The organism is Gordonia oleivorans (genome assembly GCF_040044975.1).
Taxonomy (GTDB): domain Bacteria; phylum Actinomycetota; class Actinomycetes; order Mycobacteriales; family Mycobacteriaceae; genus Gordonia; species Gordonia oleivorans.
In genome coordinates this window covers 105,659-119,866 of sequence record NZ_JBDZDI010000004.1, presented here as the reverse complement: position 1 = coordinate 119,866, position 14,208 = coordinate 105,659, and the positions used below count along the sequence as shown (strand labels likewise).

Annotated in this window: 16 protein-coding genes, 1 tRNA gene and 1 riboswitch; of the genes, 12 read left to right on the top strand and 5 right to left on the bottom strand. The window is 66.5% G+C overall.

The genetic code is table 11. The features are described from left to right. Positions 1-51 precede the first annotated feature (51 nt). The 7 genes from ABLE92_RS08755 to ABLE92_RS08725 all read left to right on the top strand — a co-directional run bounded on the left by ABLE92_RS08755 (position 52) and on the right by ABLE92_RS08725 (position 4,619). Positions 52-128 (top strand) — tRNA-Met (locus ABLE92_RS08755). Between the two features lie 207 nt (positions 129-335). Then, positions 336-668, top strand: a complete 333-nt coding sequence (locus tag ABLE92_RS08750; RefSeq protein ID WP_348804360.1) for a histone-like nucleoid-structuring protein Lsr2 — start codon at positions 336-338, stop codon at positions 666-668. Positions 669-742: 74 nt separating this feature from the next. Next, a complete protein-coding gene (locus tag ABLE92_RS08745; protein ID WP_348804359.1) occupies positions 743-991 on the top strand; it encodes a DUF2630 family protein in 249 nt (82 codons plus the stop codon). 200 nt (positions 992-1,191) lie between these two features. Beyond that, positions 1,192-3,072, top strand: coding sequence for a propionyl-CoA synthetase (locus ABLE92_RS08740; protein ID WP_348804569.1), 1,881 nt, complete (start codon positions 1,192-1,194; stop codon positions 3,070-3,072). A 20-nt stretch (positions 3,073-3,092) separates the two neighbouring features. Then, positions 3,093-3,181: riboswitch (Fluoride riboswitch) on the top strand. A 20-nt stretch (positions 3,182-3,201) separates the two neighbouring features. Then, positions 3,202-3,711: a fluoride efflux transporter CrcB gene (gene crcB, locus ABLE92_RS08735; RefSeq protein WP_348804358.1), complete on the top strand. Its 510-nt coding sequence runs from the start codon at positions 3,202-3,204 to the stop codon at positions 3,709-3,711. After that, a complete protein-coding gene (gene crcB / locus ABLE92_RS08730; protein ID WP_348804357.1) occupies positions 3,708-4,073 on the top strand; it encodes a fluoride efflux transporter CrcB in 366 nt (121 codons plus the stop codon). The genes crcB (ABLE92_RS08735) and crcB (ABLE92_RS08730) overlap by 4 nt, the downstream gene beginning before the upstream one ends. 12 nt (positions 4,074-4,085) lie before the next feature. Further along, entirely contained in the window at positions 4,086-4,619 is a 534-nt protein-coding gene (locus tag ABLE92_RS08725; RefSeq protein WP_348804356.1) for a universal stress protein, read from the top strand. A 26-nt stretch (positions 4,620-4,645) separates the two neighbouring features. Here the strand turns inward: ABLE92_RS08725 and ABLE92_RS08720 are convergent, their stop codons facing one another. The 3 genes from ABLE92_RS08720 to ABLE92_RS08710 form a co-directional block, all read right to left on the bottom strand. After that, the gene (locus ABLE92_RS08720) at positions 4,646-5,977 is read right to left on the bottom strand and encodes a hypothetical protein (RefSeq protein ID WP_348804355.1); all 1,332 of its coding nucleotides are present in this window, start codon (positions 5,975-5,977) and stop codon (positions 4,646-4,648) included. 207 nt (positions 5,978-6,184) lie between these two features. After that, positions 6,185-7,405: an acyl-CoA dehydrogenase family protein gene (locus ABLE92_RS08715; protein ID WP_348804354.1), complete on the bottom strand. Its 1,221-nt coding sequence runs from the start codon at positions 7,403-7,405 to the stop codon at positions 6,185-6,187. A 34-nt stretch (positions 7,406-7,439) separates the two neighbouring features. After that, a complete protein-coding gene (locus tag ABLE92_RS08710; protein ID WP_348804353.1) occupies positions 7,440-8,810 on the bottom strand; it encodes an acyl-CoA dehydrogenase family protein in 1,371 nt (456 codons plus the stop codon). A 171-nt stretch (positions 8,811-8,981) separates the two neighbouring features. Between ABLE92_RS08710 and ABLE92_RS08705 the strand changes: the two genes are divergently transcribed. Further along, positions 8,982-9,641 (top strand): MBL fold metallo-hydrolase, encoded by a 660-nt coding sequence (locus ABLE92_RS08705; RefSeq protein ID WP_348804352.1) that lies wholly within the window; start codon positions 8,982-8,984, stop codon positions 9,639-9,641. Positions 9,642-9,663: 22 nt separating this feature from the next. Here the strand turns inward: ABLE92_RS08705 and ABLE92_RS08700 are convergent, their stop codons facing one another. Both ABLE92_RS08700 and hisN read right to left on the bottom strand, forming a co-directional pair. Continuing rightward, positions 9,664-10,065, bottom strand: a complete 402-nt coding sequence (locus ABLE92_RS08700) for a VOC family protein (protein WP_348804351.1) — start codon at positions 10,063-10,065, stop codon at positions 9,664-9,666. Positions 10,066-10,279: 214 nt separating this feature from the next. After that, positions 10,280-11,083, bottom strand: a complete 804-nt coding sequence (gene hisN, locus ABLE92_RS08695) for a histidinol-phosphatase (protein WP_348804350.1) — start codon at positions 11,081-11,083, stop codon at positions 10,280-10,282. 18 nt (positions 11,084-11,101) lie between these two features. On the opposite strand from hisN, the gene ABLE92_RS08690 reads away from it, so the two are divergent. From ABLE92_RS08690 to ABLE92_RS08675, 4 genes are read left to right on the top strand one after another with little or no spacing between them, the layout of a single operon-like run. Beyond that, the gene (locus ABLE92_RS08690; protein WP_348804349.1) at positions 11,102-11,476 is read left to right on the top strand and encodes a hypothetical protein; all 375 of its coding nucleotides are present in this window, start codon (positions 11,102-11,104) and stop codon (positions 11,474-11,476) included. A 43-nt stretch (positions 11,477-11,519) separates the two neighbouring features. After that, positions 11,520-12,635, top strand: coding sequence for a peptide chain release factor 2 (gene prfB, locus ABLE92_RS08685; protein ID WP_348804348.1), 1,116 nt, complete (start codon positions 11,520-11,522; stop codon positions 12,633-12,635). Continuing rightward, positions 12,622-13,632, top strand: a complete 1,011-nt coding sequence (locus ABLE92_RS08680; RefSeq protein WP_425476235.1) for a mechanosensitive ion channel family protein — start codon at positions 12,622-12,624, stop codon at positions 13,630-13,632. The genes prfB and ABLE92_RS08680 overlap by 14 nt, the downstream gene beginning before the upstream one ends. Beyond that, the gene (locus tag ABLE92_RS08675) at positions 13,629-14,201 is read left to right on the top strand and encodes an Rv3103c transmembrane domain-containing protein (protein WP_348804347.1); all 573 of its coding nucleotides are present in this window, start codon (positions 13,629-13,631) and stop codon (positions 14,199-14,201) included. The genes ABLE92_RS08680 and ABLE92_RS08675 overlap by 4 nt, the downstream gene beginning before the upstream one ends. Positions 14,202-14,208 lie beyond the last annotated feature (7 nt).

The following is a 14,208-nucleotide window of genomic DNA, read 5'->3' as shown; positions in this document are numbered from 1 at the left end:
GGAGGCGATTTGCATCCGCTGGGAACCACCATGTAACGTGGTATTCACCAACGCGGGGTGGAGCAGCTCGGTAGCTCGCTGGGCTCATAACCCAGAGGTCGCAGGTTCAAATCCTGTCCCCGCTACCACGAAGATTCGGCCCCCGATCGCCAGGCGATCGGGGGCCGAATTCATTGTCGTGTGACTCGGTCGCCGGACACCATCGATGCGGGTGTGCGCGCCCCGCTGAATACACTCACAGCCCCGGCCATGAACGCGTGGTTTCGAGATCGAAAACCCACCCGATGCTATTGTTCGGGTGGTTATTCAGAAGGAACTAATGGGGGGGACCCAGCATGGCACGACGTACCGTCGTCACCTTTGTCGACGATCTTGACGGGAAAGAACTCAAAGAAGCCGTCACGATCGCATTCAGCGTTGACAACAAGAATTACGAATTCGACACCTCGGCCGCGCACGCCGAAGAGTTCCACCGTGACCTCGAGAAGTACATCGCGGCGTCGCGGGTGGCCGGCGCACGACGCTCGGGTGGGGGTTCAGGCCGACGGGCACGCTCATCCCGTGACCTGAAATCGGTGCGTGAATGGGCGCGTGAGAACGGCTTCGACATCAGTGAGCGTGGCCGGATCTCCACCGAGGTCATCGAGGCCTACGACGCGGCCCACTGACACCTGCGTGTCCATCGGCGCATCCGTCGTGAATGTGGGTGCGCGTCCCGCCGCCTCGGCGCTACCGTCGAGGTATGACCACCGACAAGGCGATCCACGATCACATCACCGACCTGATCGGCGAAGAGCACGATCTGCGTGAACGACTCGGTCGCGGCGACATCGGCAGGGACGAGGAGAACGCCCGTCTGAAGGCGATCGAGGTGTCGCTGGATCAGTGCTGGGATCTGCTGCGCCAGCGTCAGGCCCGCCGCCGCGCCGGTCAGGACCCCGACGACGCCGCGGTGCGTCCGGCCGACACCGTCGAGAAGTATCTGGACTGACATCATCGGACCGCGCCGCACTGCGCTGCCCCGTTCGTACTCTCCGATCGGACAGGGCCCACGACGCCGTTCGGCGCGTTACGGCTACCGGTGGGCGCAGAACAGACGAAGCGCTCGCGTCCCGGTGTGACCGTCATTACCCTCATAGCGGCAGAGTCGTGTGACGCGCACGACCGCGAGGACACGACGTGAGGACGACAGTGGGCAGCTACAGCGACGCATTCGCGCGCAGCATCGATGATCGGGAGTCGTTCTGGCTCGCCGCTGCGGCAGAGATCGAGTGGTCCGTCCCGCCGACCACCGCCCTCGACGACTCCGCGGCGCCGATGTACCGGTGGTTCCCCGACGGCCGGCTCAACACCTGTTTCAATGCGCTCGACCGGCACGTGGCCGCCGGGCACGGTGACCGCCTCGCCCTGATCTGGGATTCGGCGATGGTCGGCGAGATCCGCCGCTACACCTACGCCGAACTGCTCGACGAGGTGTCCCGGTTCGCCGGGGTGCTCGCGTCGCAGGGCGTGGCAGCCGGTGACCGGGTGGTCATCTATCTGCCGATGATCCCCGAGGCCGCCATCGCGATGCTCGCGTGTGCGCGCATCGGTGCCGTGCATTCGGTGGTGTTCGGCGGTTTCGCGGCGCCCGAATTGGCCACCCGCATCGACGACGCCGAACCCGTCGCCATCATCACCGCATCCGGAGGCCTCGAGCCCGGGCGCACCGTCGAATACCTCCCGATGGTCGCCAAGGCGCTCGAACTGTCGGCGAACCCGCCCTCGACGGTCATCGTCAAAGACCGCGAGCAGGTCACCGGCTCGGCTGCCGATCACGGCGGCTGGCTGGACTGGGACGACGTGATGGAGGCCGCGTCACCGGTCGATCCGGTGGATGTCGCGGCGACCGACCCGCTCTACATCCTCTACACCTCGGGGACCACCGGAAAGCCGAAGGGTGTGGTCCGTGACAATGGTGGCCACGCCGTCGCCCTGCGGTGGTCGATGACCAACATCTACGACGTCGCTCCCGGCGACGTGTGGTGGACCGCATCGGATGTGGGCTGGGTGGTGGGCCACTCCTATATCGTCTACGGTCCGTTGCTGACCGGCGCCACCACGATCATGTACGAGGGCAAACCGGTGGGCACCCCCGACGCGGGCGCGTTCTGGCGGGTGATCTCCGAACATCGGGCCAAGGCCCTGTTCACCGCGCCGACCGCGATCCGGGCGATCCGCAAGGCCGATCCGGACGCCAAACTACTTGCCGAGTACGATATTTCGTCGCTGACGACGCTGTTCGCCGCCGGTGAGCGCCTCGACCCGGACACCTTCACCTGGGCCAGTGAGGTGCTCGGCGTGCCTGTGGTCGATCACTGGTGGCAGACCGAGACCGGCTGGTCGATCGCGGCGAATCTGCGTGGGCTGGAACCGATGCCGATCAAGGCGGGCTCACCGACGGTGCCGGTGCCGGGCTATCAGGTGGGCATCGTCGACGCCGAGGGCAACACCGTCGACGCCGGCGTCGAAGGCAACATCGTCATCACGCTGCCGCTGCCGCCCGGTACCCTCGCCGGACTCTGGCGCGACGAAGACCGTTACCGCAGTTCGTATCTGAAGGCGTTCCCGGGCTACTACCTGACCGGCGACTCGGGATACATCGACGCCGACGGCTACGTCTTCGTGCTCGGACGTTCCGACGACGTCATCAACGTCGCCGGTCACCGCCTGTCCACCGGCAGCATCGAGGCCGTCGTCGCGTCGCATCCCGCGGTCGCCGAATGCGCGGTGATCGGCATCCACGACGATCTCAAGGGGCAACGACCCAGCGGCTACGTGGTGCTCAAGGCCGGCGTCGACATCGAACCCGACACGCTGCGCAACGAGCTGGTGGCCATGGTGCGCAACGAGATCGGAGCGGTCGCCACGTTCCGCGACGTCACCGTCGTCCCGGCGTTGCCCAAGACGCGATCGGGCAAGATCCTGCGCAAGACAATGCGTCAGATCGCCGACCACGAGGAGTACGCGGTGCCCTCCACCATCGAGGACCCGGACGTACTCGCCGACCTCGCACGTCAGCTCGGGGGCTGAAAGCGGTGTCGGTATAGGCTGTCGAGCAGGGTGATGGATCTCGCCCGGGGCGACAGTGTCTGTGCGCCGCCCCGAACCGCCGGTATCGGCTGATAGTTCCTGTTCCGAGTAGACGGAAGGGGCATTGTCATGGGCGCAGATCACACAGGCCGAGATCACACCGGGGGAGCGGACCGGATACCGATCCCAGTGGATCCCGACACGCCACCGGCGCGGCCGCTGCACCTGCAACTGCCGGCGCTGGGTCTGGTGTTCGCCGGCGGGGTCGCGGGCACCGGACTGCGCTACCTGATGGAGGAACTGTTCCCGACGGTCGGCACCGGCTGGCCGTGGGCGACGTTCGGAGTGAACCTTGCCGGCGCGTTCATCCTCGGTGTGATCCTCGAGGTGATGATTCTCGCCGGACCGGATTCCGGCTGGCGCCAACGGGTTCGGCTACTCGTCGGGACCGGCTTCTGTGGGTCGTTGACCACCTACAGCACGTTCGCGCTGGAGACCACGCAGCTCGGACAACACGGCGCGGCGGGTATCGCGATCGCCTACGCCGTGACGTCGGTGGTGGCCGGAATCGCCTGTGCCTGGCTGGGAATCGTGGCGGCCGGGTCGATACTCGCGCGCCGGACGGGAGCGGTGTCGTGACGGTCCTCGCGGTTCTGCTGGCCGGTGCGCTCGGCGCGGTGGCCCGGTTCGTCGTCGACGGCGCGATCAAGAGGTGGCGGCCGGCGACGTTCCCGTGGGCGACGTTCGCCATCAACGTGACCGGTTCGCTGCTGCTGGGTGTGCTCGCCGGTCTGGTGATCGACCACTCGGCACCGCATGCGCTGCAGACCATCGTCGGCACCGGATTCTGTGGCGGTTACACGACATTCAGCACGGCGAGTGTGGAGACGGTGCGCCTCGCCGAGGGACGCCGCGGAATCCTGGCCGCCGCCAACGCGATCGGCAGTGTGGTGGCGGCCGTCGTGGCGTGCGGGTTCGGGTTGTGGTTGGCGTCGGTGTGAAGGAGTTTCGCCATGAACGATGAGAACGACTTCGGTCAGCTCGGTGGCGACGGTCCGCTGCAGCGCAGCCGATCCGGTCCCGAGCCGAGAGTGGCGGCGCGAGCGGCCCTGGTGGTCGGCTGGGATCGCCACCCCGACAGCATGGCCGCCATGGCTTTCGCGGTCCGACTCGCCGGCGATCTCGACGCCCACATCCATCTGGTGCATATCGTCGATCTCGACGACGCCCCGATCGATCTCGACTCCCCGGAGTGGGACGAGGACTACCGCAACACGGTGACCGACGAGGTGATCGCCGCGCGTGCCCTGCTCGACGGTGTCCCGGCGTCGTGGACCTACCACGGTGGTCACGGCTCGCCCGCCGACCTCCTCGCCGTCGTCGCCGATCGCTACTCCGCGCTGATGGTGGTGATCGGCAGTCCGCGACCTGGGATGCTCGGATACCTGGATTCTGTTCTGGGACAATCGGTTGCGCATCGTCTCATCGGGCGGCGTGGGGTACCCCTGTTGTTGGTGCCGGCGGATTCCTCGGCCGGAGGCCGGTGAGATTGCTGTCGAGGTGGCGTCCGCGGTCAGGCGTTGGGCTGTCCCACATTCTGGTTCCAGGCTTCGGCGAGCCACTGATCGAACCCGCTGCGTTCTCGCATCCGAAGGTCGAGATAGACGACTGTCTGCAGAGTGCGGAAGAACGCGAGCATCACCGAAATCACGGTGGCGTAGAGGATGACGCTGAACCCGTTGATCGTCAACACGATCGCCAGCGGTATCCCGCATCCCAACCAGCACAGATGAAGCGCGATCAGACGCCCCCACGCGGGCCGTGAGAGCGCGATGGTGCGCTTGAACGTGTCCATGACGCCTCGTTGTTCGATCATCAGGATGATCGGCGACAAGCTGACGAGCACGCCGATGGTGAACGCGACGATGATGTTGAGAAGCATCATCGCGATCACTCCGCTGACACTCCCCTTCAAGAGGAGTGGCAGTGTGGCGAGTTGGATCACGAAGTCGGGAATGAGGATGAGCGCGTAGAAGACGAGATTGAGACGGCACACCGCGAAAACCCTTGGGCGGCATTCCCGTAGTACGTCCAGAATTCGTACTGGCCGACCGGTCGCGGCGCGGTAGGTGGCCACCACGGTCAGAGCAAGCAGTGCGGCATCGGCGAAGAACCCGACGACGAGGCACAGGGAAAGCATGACCAGCGCAGCGACCAGAAACTGTTGTACCGACGACACACCGTTGCTCACGTCGCTGACGATCACATCGCCGCCGAAGAAGGTGTTTCCGGAGTACAGCGCCTTCATCACAATCGAGATCACCACGTAGAGAACCACGATCATGGCAGCGAACACGGCGAGCGGAACCGTGATGAGAGCAACCCAGTTGCGCGCCATGACTCGCCCGGCGCCTCGGAAAGTCTCGGAGAATGTCAAGGGCTGAAAGGGAACCGGCGGTTGACGGACGGTGTTGACCGTGTCGGTGATCTCCGCCGACGAGGGCCTGGTCAACCGGAGTCGGCTGAGGCCATCGCGCGCGCCGCCTGTCCAGACGACCTTTTTCTCCCACGCTTTCCACGCGCCTACCGCGGCGGCCACACCGACCAAGAACCACCCGATACCGAGAGTGAAGATCGCGGTGACCAACGAGATGAGCGACAACGCGGCCAGGGCATGCCACGGCTCCAGCGCGAATACCGGCGGCATCGGCGGGGCCGCCGGCGGGGGAGGTGGGCTGGTGGACGGCTCTTCCGTCGGCGGTGGGGCCTTCTTCAGGCTGAGTCCGTCTGGCGGTGCCGGTGACGGCGTAGGTGGTGGCGGCGGTGTCGGAAGTGGCGGTGGTGGCGTGGGATCGGACTCGAACGAAGCAGGCGGCGGCACCTGAGGTGGCTGTTCGAAAGTCATGGTTGACTCCCCGTGACGACGACGTGGTGTGTACGTTGCGCGAACCATATCGGTGAGCCGGGAGTTCTGTATGTCACCCAGGCGGGTGATTGCCGGTCTGGGGCGGCCGGCACCTATGTCCTGAAACGGCCTCGTCCCCCGAGTGCCGGTGGCACTCGGGGGACGAGGTCGTGGACGATGTCTGTGATCAGTTGATGATCGGTTGCCTCACTTCAGTTCTGCGCTGCTCTTACCCAGCACCCGTCGGGCGATGATGAGTTGCTGGATCTGCTGAGTGCCCTCGAAGATGTCCAGGATCTTCGAGTCCCGCGCCCACTTCTCGAGCAGGGTGCGCTCGGAATAGCCTGGCGTACCGGCCAATTCGACGGCCTTGTTGGTGACGTCGGTGCCGGTACGGCCCGCCTTCGCCTTGGCCATCGAGGCCTCCAGCGAGTTCGGCTGCTTGTTGTCGGCCATCCAGCAGGCCCGCATGGTGAGCAGATACGCTGCCTCCCAATCGGATTCCATCCGGATGAACTCGGCTGCGGCGGCATGCTGATCGGCGGCCGGGCGATCGTAGTCGATCTCGATGCCGGCCTCTTCCAGGATGCGACGCAACTCCTCGAGCGCGGCGCGGGCCACACCCACGGCCATACCCGCGACCAGCGGACGCGTGTTGTCGAAGGTCTGCATGACACCGCCGAAGCCCTTCTTGGTGTCCACCTCCGGGCTGCCGAGCAGGTTCTCCTTGGGGATGCGGCAGTTCTCGAACCGGATCACCGCGGTGTCCGAGACGCGAATACCGAGCTTGTGCTCGAGACGCACGATCTCCACGCCCGGATGTTCGCGCGGCACAACGAAACTCTTGATGGCGGCGCGGCCGAGGCTCTTGTCGACCGTCGCCCACACCACGATGTGGCTGGCGCGCGAACCGGCGGTGACGAAGATCTTCTCACCGTTGATGACGTACTCGTCGCCGTCGAGGGTGGCGGTCGTGGTGACCGCGGCCGAGTCGGAGCCGAAGCTCGGTTCGGTGATGGCCATCGCGGCCCACACCTTGCCGAAGCGTTCGAGTTGCTCGTCGGTGGCGACCGCAGCGATCGCCGAATTGCCCAGTCCCTGATAGGGAATCGACAACATCAGGCCGACGTCACCCCAGGAGGTCTCCATGACGTTGACCACCGACTGCATGTTGCCGCCGTTGACGACGACGCCCTCGGGACGTTGTTTGCCCTTGTCCTTGCTCCGACCGGCGTCGGCGCCCGCACCGGCCTGTCCGGTCTCGGAGAGCCCGTCGTACAGGCTGGCCAGGGTGTCGAGTTCGACGGGGTAGTCGTGCTCACGCAGGTCGTACTTGCGCGAGATGGGACGGAAGATCTCCGCCGCGGCCTGATGGGCCTGGTCGATGGTGACGCCCAGCTTGCGTGGCAGTTCCAGATTGATGCTCATGAGTTGAGATTCCTCGTTGCTTCCCGGGTCGGCCTCAGAGGACGACGATGCCTTCGCCGATGCCGGCGCCACGGAGGTCGCGGTACCAACGCTCGACCGGATGCTCCTTGGTGAAGCCGTGGCCGCCGAGGAGTTGCACGCCGTCGAGACCGATCTGCAGGCCCTTGTCGATGGTGAGCTTGCGGGCCAGCGCGGCCTCCCGGGCGAATGACAGGCCCTGCTCCGCACGCGATGCGCCGCGCAGGGTGACCAGGCGGATGGCGTCGAGTTCGGTGGCCATGGTGGCGACCATGAAGGCCACCGCCTGGCGGTTGGAGATCGGCTCGCCGAAGGCCTCACGCTCGTTGACGTAGGGGATCACGTAGTCGAGGACGGCCCGGCCGGTGCCGGCGGCCAGAGCCGACCAGCCCAGTCGCGACAGGCGCACGACGTCGCGGTAGGCGGCCAGCGCGGCCTCTCCGGTCTCTTCGCCGAGCAGCGCGGACTCCGGTACGGCGACGTCCTGCAGCAGCAGGCGGCCCATGCCGGCGGCGCGCACGCCCATGCCGGGGTCGGCCTCGACGATCAGGCCCTTGCTGTCGGATTCCACGATGAACAGGGCGGGCTGTCCGTCGAGCTGCGCGCCGACGATGAACAGTTCCGACGAACCCGCTGCGGGGACAAAGGACTTCACGCCGTTGAGGCGGTAGCCGCTGGGCACCCGATGGGCCTTGGTCTGCAGCGCGAAGGCGTCGAAGAGGGGACGCGGCTCGGCGATGACGACCGCCGACTGCGGGACGTCCTCACCGGCGAAATCGGGGAGATAGGTCTTCTGCTGTCCCTCGCTGCCGAAGTTGGTCAGTGTGGTGGCCACACCGCTCGGCGCGAGCAGCGGAAGGGCGAGTCCCATGTCGCCGTAGGCCATCGCCTCGGCGACGAGCGCGTTGGTGACCACGCCGCGTTCGGTGGCGGCACCCTCGAACTCCTCGGGGACGTTGATCATGGTGATGCCGAGTTCCGCGGAACGCTTGACGATGTCCTCGGGTGCCGCTGCGGCGGCGTCGGCGTCATAGGCCGCGGGACGCAGGATTTCGGTGGCGAACTCCTTGACCGTCTCGGCGATCATCTGCTGTTCGTCGTCGGGGGTGAGGTTGAAGTAGTCCTTCGGGGTGGTCGTCAGGCGGGCTGCCTGTCCCGATCCGCCCTGGACCTTCTTGAAGGCGCGGTTGGCCGCACCGAGGGTCTGGAAGCCGGTCTTGGTCGCCTGGTAGGCGATCCGGTTGATCGGTTCGCGGATCTGATACTTGTCCGCGAACTCCGATCCCGTGACGGTGGTCAGCACCCGCATCGCGGTGCCGATGAAGTTGCGGGGATGCTTGGTCTTGCCGACCGCAGAGGTGTCGCGGGGCTCGGTGTGAGTCGACATGGTCACCATTTCTCTCGAGCGTGTGGCTTCGTGCGTAGGACTCCGGTGGAACTTACCCGGTAGTAAGAACGAACCTTACTCCTCGGTAAGAAGTTTGTCACGAACTTGGCGAACTCCGGCCGGTGGGCCGCGACGCTGGCACCGCATCGATGGCAGGAGCATGGTGGAACCATGCAACTCACCCACTTCGGTCATTCCTGCCTGCTGGTCGAGTTGGACGGGACGAAGATCCTGTTCGATCCGGGAAACTTCTCGCATGGATTCGAGGGCATCACCGGCCTCGACGCCATCCTCATCACCCATCAGCACCCGGATCACTGCGACGTGGCGCGGCTACCCAACCTCGTCGCCGACAACCCTCAGGCCCTGCGGTTCGCGGACCCCCAGACCACCAAGCAGCTCAACGACGCCGATTCCGCGGGTGAGTGGACCGCGGCACACGCCGGCCAGGCGGTGCCGATCGGCGACGTCACGGCGCGGGTCACCGGCGGTCGGCATGCGGTGATCCACCCCGACATCCCGGTGATCGACAACGTCGCCTACGTCCTCGACACGGCCGGACAGACCGGCCGATTCATGCATCCGGGTGACTCGTTCTACATCCCGTTCGAGAAGATCGACGTCCTCGCCCTGCCGTCGGCGGCGCCCTGGATGAAGCTGTCGGAATCGGTGGACTACCTCCGCGCGATGGCACCACGGGTCGCGGTGCCCATCCATCAGGCGATCCTGTCGGATGCGGGCACCGGAATTCACCACGGCCGACTGACCGAGATGAAGGATCCGGCCACCGAGTTCACCGTGTTGGATAAGGAATCGGCGACCGACGTCTGAGGGCGATCCGGCTCCGGAGCGCCTATTCGGCCGGGGGAGCGAAGAACTCCAGCGCGATGTTGTCGGGGTCGCGGAAGGAGATCCCGGACCCGTAGTGCGCATGCTTGATCCCGCCGTGTGCGATACCGAGCTCGTCGAGACGCGTCACCCAGGACTCCAATTCGTCACGTCCGACGGCAAACGCGACATGATCGAGCCCGGTGCGCTTCTCGTCGAAGGTCTCCGCGGGAGTGGTGTCGACGTGCGTGTGCAGCCCGAACAGGGTTCCCCCGTCCAGCGCGTAGACGGCGTGGTGGTACGTGCCCGATTCCTCGTCCTCGTCGAGAACCGGGTCGGTACCGAACAGTCGCGTGTACCAGTTGATGCTGATCCGCAGGTCGCGGACGGTGATCGCGACGTGGGTGAGTGCGGGAAAGCCGGGCATGGGGAACTCCTTCGGCGTCGGTGACGAGAGACCTTGCTCACCACGACGGTAGGTAATGGTTCGGTGTGGCAAGCGGTTTCGCCGAAGGACTCACCAAACGGACAGGGCTGCATCTCGACCGGGGCGTGCGCCCACTCGACGCGAAACGGCGCCCACTCGACGGGAAAGGGTGCCCACTCGACGGGGAACGGCGCCCACTCGACGGGGTTGGCGGTCAGCCGCGCAGCGCGTTCAGCACACCGTCGTGCAGCAGGCCGTTGGTGGCGACGGCACTGCCGCCCGAGGGGCCGTCGGCGCCGTCCAGTGAGGTGAAGGTTCCGCCGGCCTCACGGACGAGGATGTCGAGGGCGGCCAGATCCCACAGTGAGACCTCCGGTTCGGCGGCGATGTCGACGGCACCCTCGGCGACGAGGCAGTAGTTGTAGAAATCCCCGTACCCGCGGACACGCCACACCTCGTCGGTCAGCGCGATGAACTTCTCGCGGATACCCCGATCGGCCCACCCGGACAGGCTGGAGAACGCCAGGCTCGCCGACGCCGGATCGGCCACCGCCGACACCGACAGACGACGGACCTCGCCACCGTCGAAATCGGTGAACGCGCCCAATCCGGCTGCCGCCCACCAGCGACGTTTGAGCGCCGGGGCGCTGACGACACCCACCACGGGCACCCCGTCGACCAGCAACGCGATGAGCGTGGCCCACACGGGTACGCCCCGGACGAAGTTCTTCGTCCCGTCGATCGGGTCGACGATCCACTGCCGGCCGGTGAGCCTGGCCTCGCCGCCGAACTCCTCACCGAGCACGGCGTCATCGGGTCGGCGTGCGGCGAGTCGCTCGCGGACGAGGCGTTCGCAGTCGAGGTCGGCGTCGGAGACCGGTGTCAGGTCGGGTTTGTCCGAGACGTGTAGATCGAGCGCCCCGAATCGGCGGGTGGTCAGGGCGTCCGCGGAGGCGGCGATCGACAGGGCCAGATCGAGGTCATCGCGCAGGTCGACGTCGGCGGCGGGGCTGGTCATGACCGGTAGGGTAGCGGCATGTGGATCACCATCACCATCGCCGTCCTGCTGGCCGCGCTCGCGGTGGGGATGATCATGCAGATGCGGGGACGGAGCATCGGTGGATTCTCCGGTGGCGGAGCCGGATACGAGCAGGGCACGCTCACGGTCACCGGCGTCAGTGACCGACCTCAACCGGACAGCAAGGGTGAGGTGTTCTGCACGGTGTCGGGCGTCATCAACGGTCCGGGAACCTCGCCGACCGAGGTCTACGGAACCATGGTGCTGGCCGACGGGGCGCCATGGCCGCAGGTGGGCTCGGACCATCCGGTGGTCTACCGGCCGGGCAAGGCGGAGACCAGCTGGCGATTCGGGGAGTTGCCGCCGGTGACCCCGCCACCGACCTCGTCATGAGCCGACTGGGTCTCACAGTCGCGGATCGGTACCCTGGTTAACCGTGCATCCCGACGTGACCGCAGATCTCGAATCCCTCGACGCCACCCTCACCACCGTGGAGAAGGTGCTCGACGTCGATGAGCTGCGCCGCCGGATCGACGAGCTGGAGATGCAGGCCTCCGACCCGGAGCTGTGGAACAACCAGGAACATGCGCAGAAGGTGACCAGCGAGCTCAGCCACGCCCAGTCGGAGTTGCGGCGTGTGACCGAACTGCGCCAGCGCCTCGAGGATCTTCCCGTGCTCTACGAGCTGGCCGAGGCCGAGGAGGGTGACGACCGGACCGCCGCACTCACCGACGCCGACACCGAACGCGAGTCACTGCGGACCGACATCCAGGCGATGGAGGTCAAGACCATGTTGGCCGGCGAATACGACCAGCGTGATGCCCTGGTGAACATCCGCTCGGGCGCCGGCGGCGTCGACGCCGCGGACTGGGCGCAGATGCTGATGCGGATGTATGTGCGCTGGGCCGAACAGCACAACTACTCCGTCGAGGTCTACGACACCTCCTACGCCGAAGAGGCCGGGCTGAAGTCGGCGACCTTCGCGGTGAAGGCTCCGTACATGTATGGCACCCTCTCGGTCGAGCAGGGCACCCATCGCCTCGTCCGGATCAGCCCCTTCGACAACCAGGGCCGGCGCCAGACGTCGTTCGCCGAGGTCGAGGTGCTGCCGGTGGTGGAGACGACCGATCACATCGACATCGACGAGAACGAGCTCAAGGTCGACGTCTACCGGTCGTCGGGTCCCGGCGGCCAGTCGGTCAACACCACCGACTCCGCGGTCCGCCTGACCCACCTGCCCACCGGGATCGTCGTCACCTGTCAGAACGAGAAGAGTCAGCTGCAGAACAAGGCGTCGGCGATGCGGGTGCTGCAGGCCAAACTGCTCGAACGCAAACGTCAGGAGGAGCGTGCCGAACTCGACGCCCTCAAGGGTGACGGCGGCTCGAGCTGGGGTAACCAGATGCGCTCCTACGTGCTGCACCCGTACCAGATGGTCAAGGACCTGAGGACCAACGTCGAGAGCAACAACCCGACCGCCATCCTCGACGGCGATCTCGACAACTTCATCGAGGCCGGAATCCGCTGGCGCATGGCCGATGCCGACGCCTGATCTCGCACTGTCGCACGTGAGCACACCGACCGGAGTGTGGGCGGTGGCCGCCCAGCCGCTCGCCGCCAACCCCGCCGAGTCGGCGTTCGAGCAACTGCTCGGATCGATCTATGTGTGGCTGGCGACCAGCGGTCTGCAGATGCTGACCTGGGTGCTCGGCGGGCTGCTGACGATCCGGTTGATCCGATGGTCGGCGGACAGGTACGCCGCGCGCCTCGAGGCGAACTTCCACAACAGTGACCTGATCGTGCAGACCGAGGATTCCAAGCATCGGCGAGCATTGGTCGACGTGGTGGCGTGGGTTCTCATCGTCGCCGTGATCGCCGTGGTCCTGATCCGCTTCCTCTCGATTCTCCACGTTCCCATCACCGGTCTGACCGGTCCCGGTGCGGTGATCGGCGCGGCACTCGGTTTCGGCGCCCAGCGGGTGGTGCAGGACATCCTCGCCGGATTCTTCGTCGTCGCCGAACGCCAATACGGTTACGGCGACGTCGTCAGCCTGACGGTCACCGGCAACGGGCTGGCCGACGGCACCGTCGAGGACGTGACCCTGCGCGTCACCAAGCTGCGGACCAGTGAGGGCGAGGTCATCACCGTACCCAACGGCCAGATCATCAAGGCCACCAACCTGTCCAAGGACTGGGCGCGCGCCGTCGTCGACGTCCCGGTGCCCGCCGAGGCCGACATCGGTCTGGTCAACGAGACCCTCGACCGGGTCGGCCGCGACTTCTTCGAGGATCGCAACTGGCATGACCTGCTGCTCGACGCGCCGTCCCCGCTGGGCGTCACCGACCTCGAACTCGACTCGGTGACCGTCCGCATGGTGGCCCGCACGCTGCCCGGCAAACAGTTCGAGGTCAGCCGCGCGCTGCGTGTCGCGATCGTTCAGGCGCTGGCCCGCGAGGGCATCACCGTGGCGCCCGGACGCGACGCGCAGTCCGGCGGAGCACCCCCGGCGACGCTGGCCGACACCATCGGCAAGAACGGGGACTCATGACCCACCGCAACGACCCCGACGGCGACAAGCCCGAGGGCAACATTCCCGCCGGCCCCAAGCCTGCCGCCGCCACCAACCCCGACAACGAGATCACCGGCGAGATCCCACGCGCCGATGCGCCCACGGACACGCCCACCGGCGGCCTGCCGGCGGGACAGCCCCATCCGCGTCGGCGGCCCCTGCGCGACCGCAATTGGAAGCACATCTACCGCACCCGGATTCGTACCAGCACGGCGATCCTGCTGGTGGCGTTCCTGGGTTGCTGGACGCTGTACGGCTTCACCTCGCAGCGATACGCGCCGGCACCGACGCCCACCGCACCCGCTCAGGTCGCACGCACCACCACGCCGACCTACTACTCCGAGCCGTCGACCACCTACTCGTCGACCACACCCAGCCTGTCCGGGTCGGTCTCGGGGGAGCCGTCGGAGTCGGGAACCAGCGGGGAAGAGGGTGCCGAGTCGACCCCGGGCTCCGACGAATCGTCGACGACGACCACCAACAACAATCCGTTCCAGTGGCTGCAGCCCAACAACACCAACACCACGACGACGGTTCCGTCCCGCTGACCTGCGC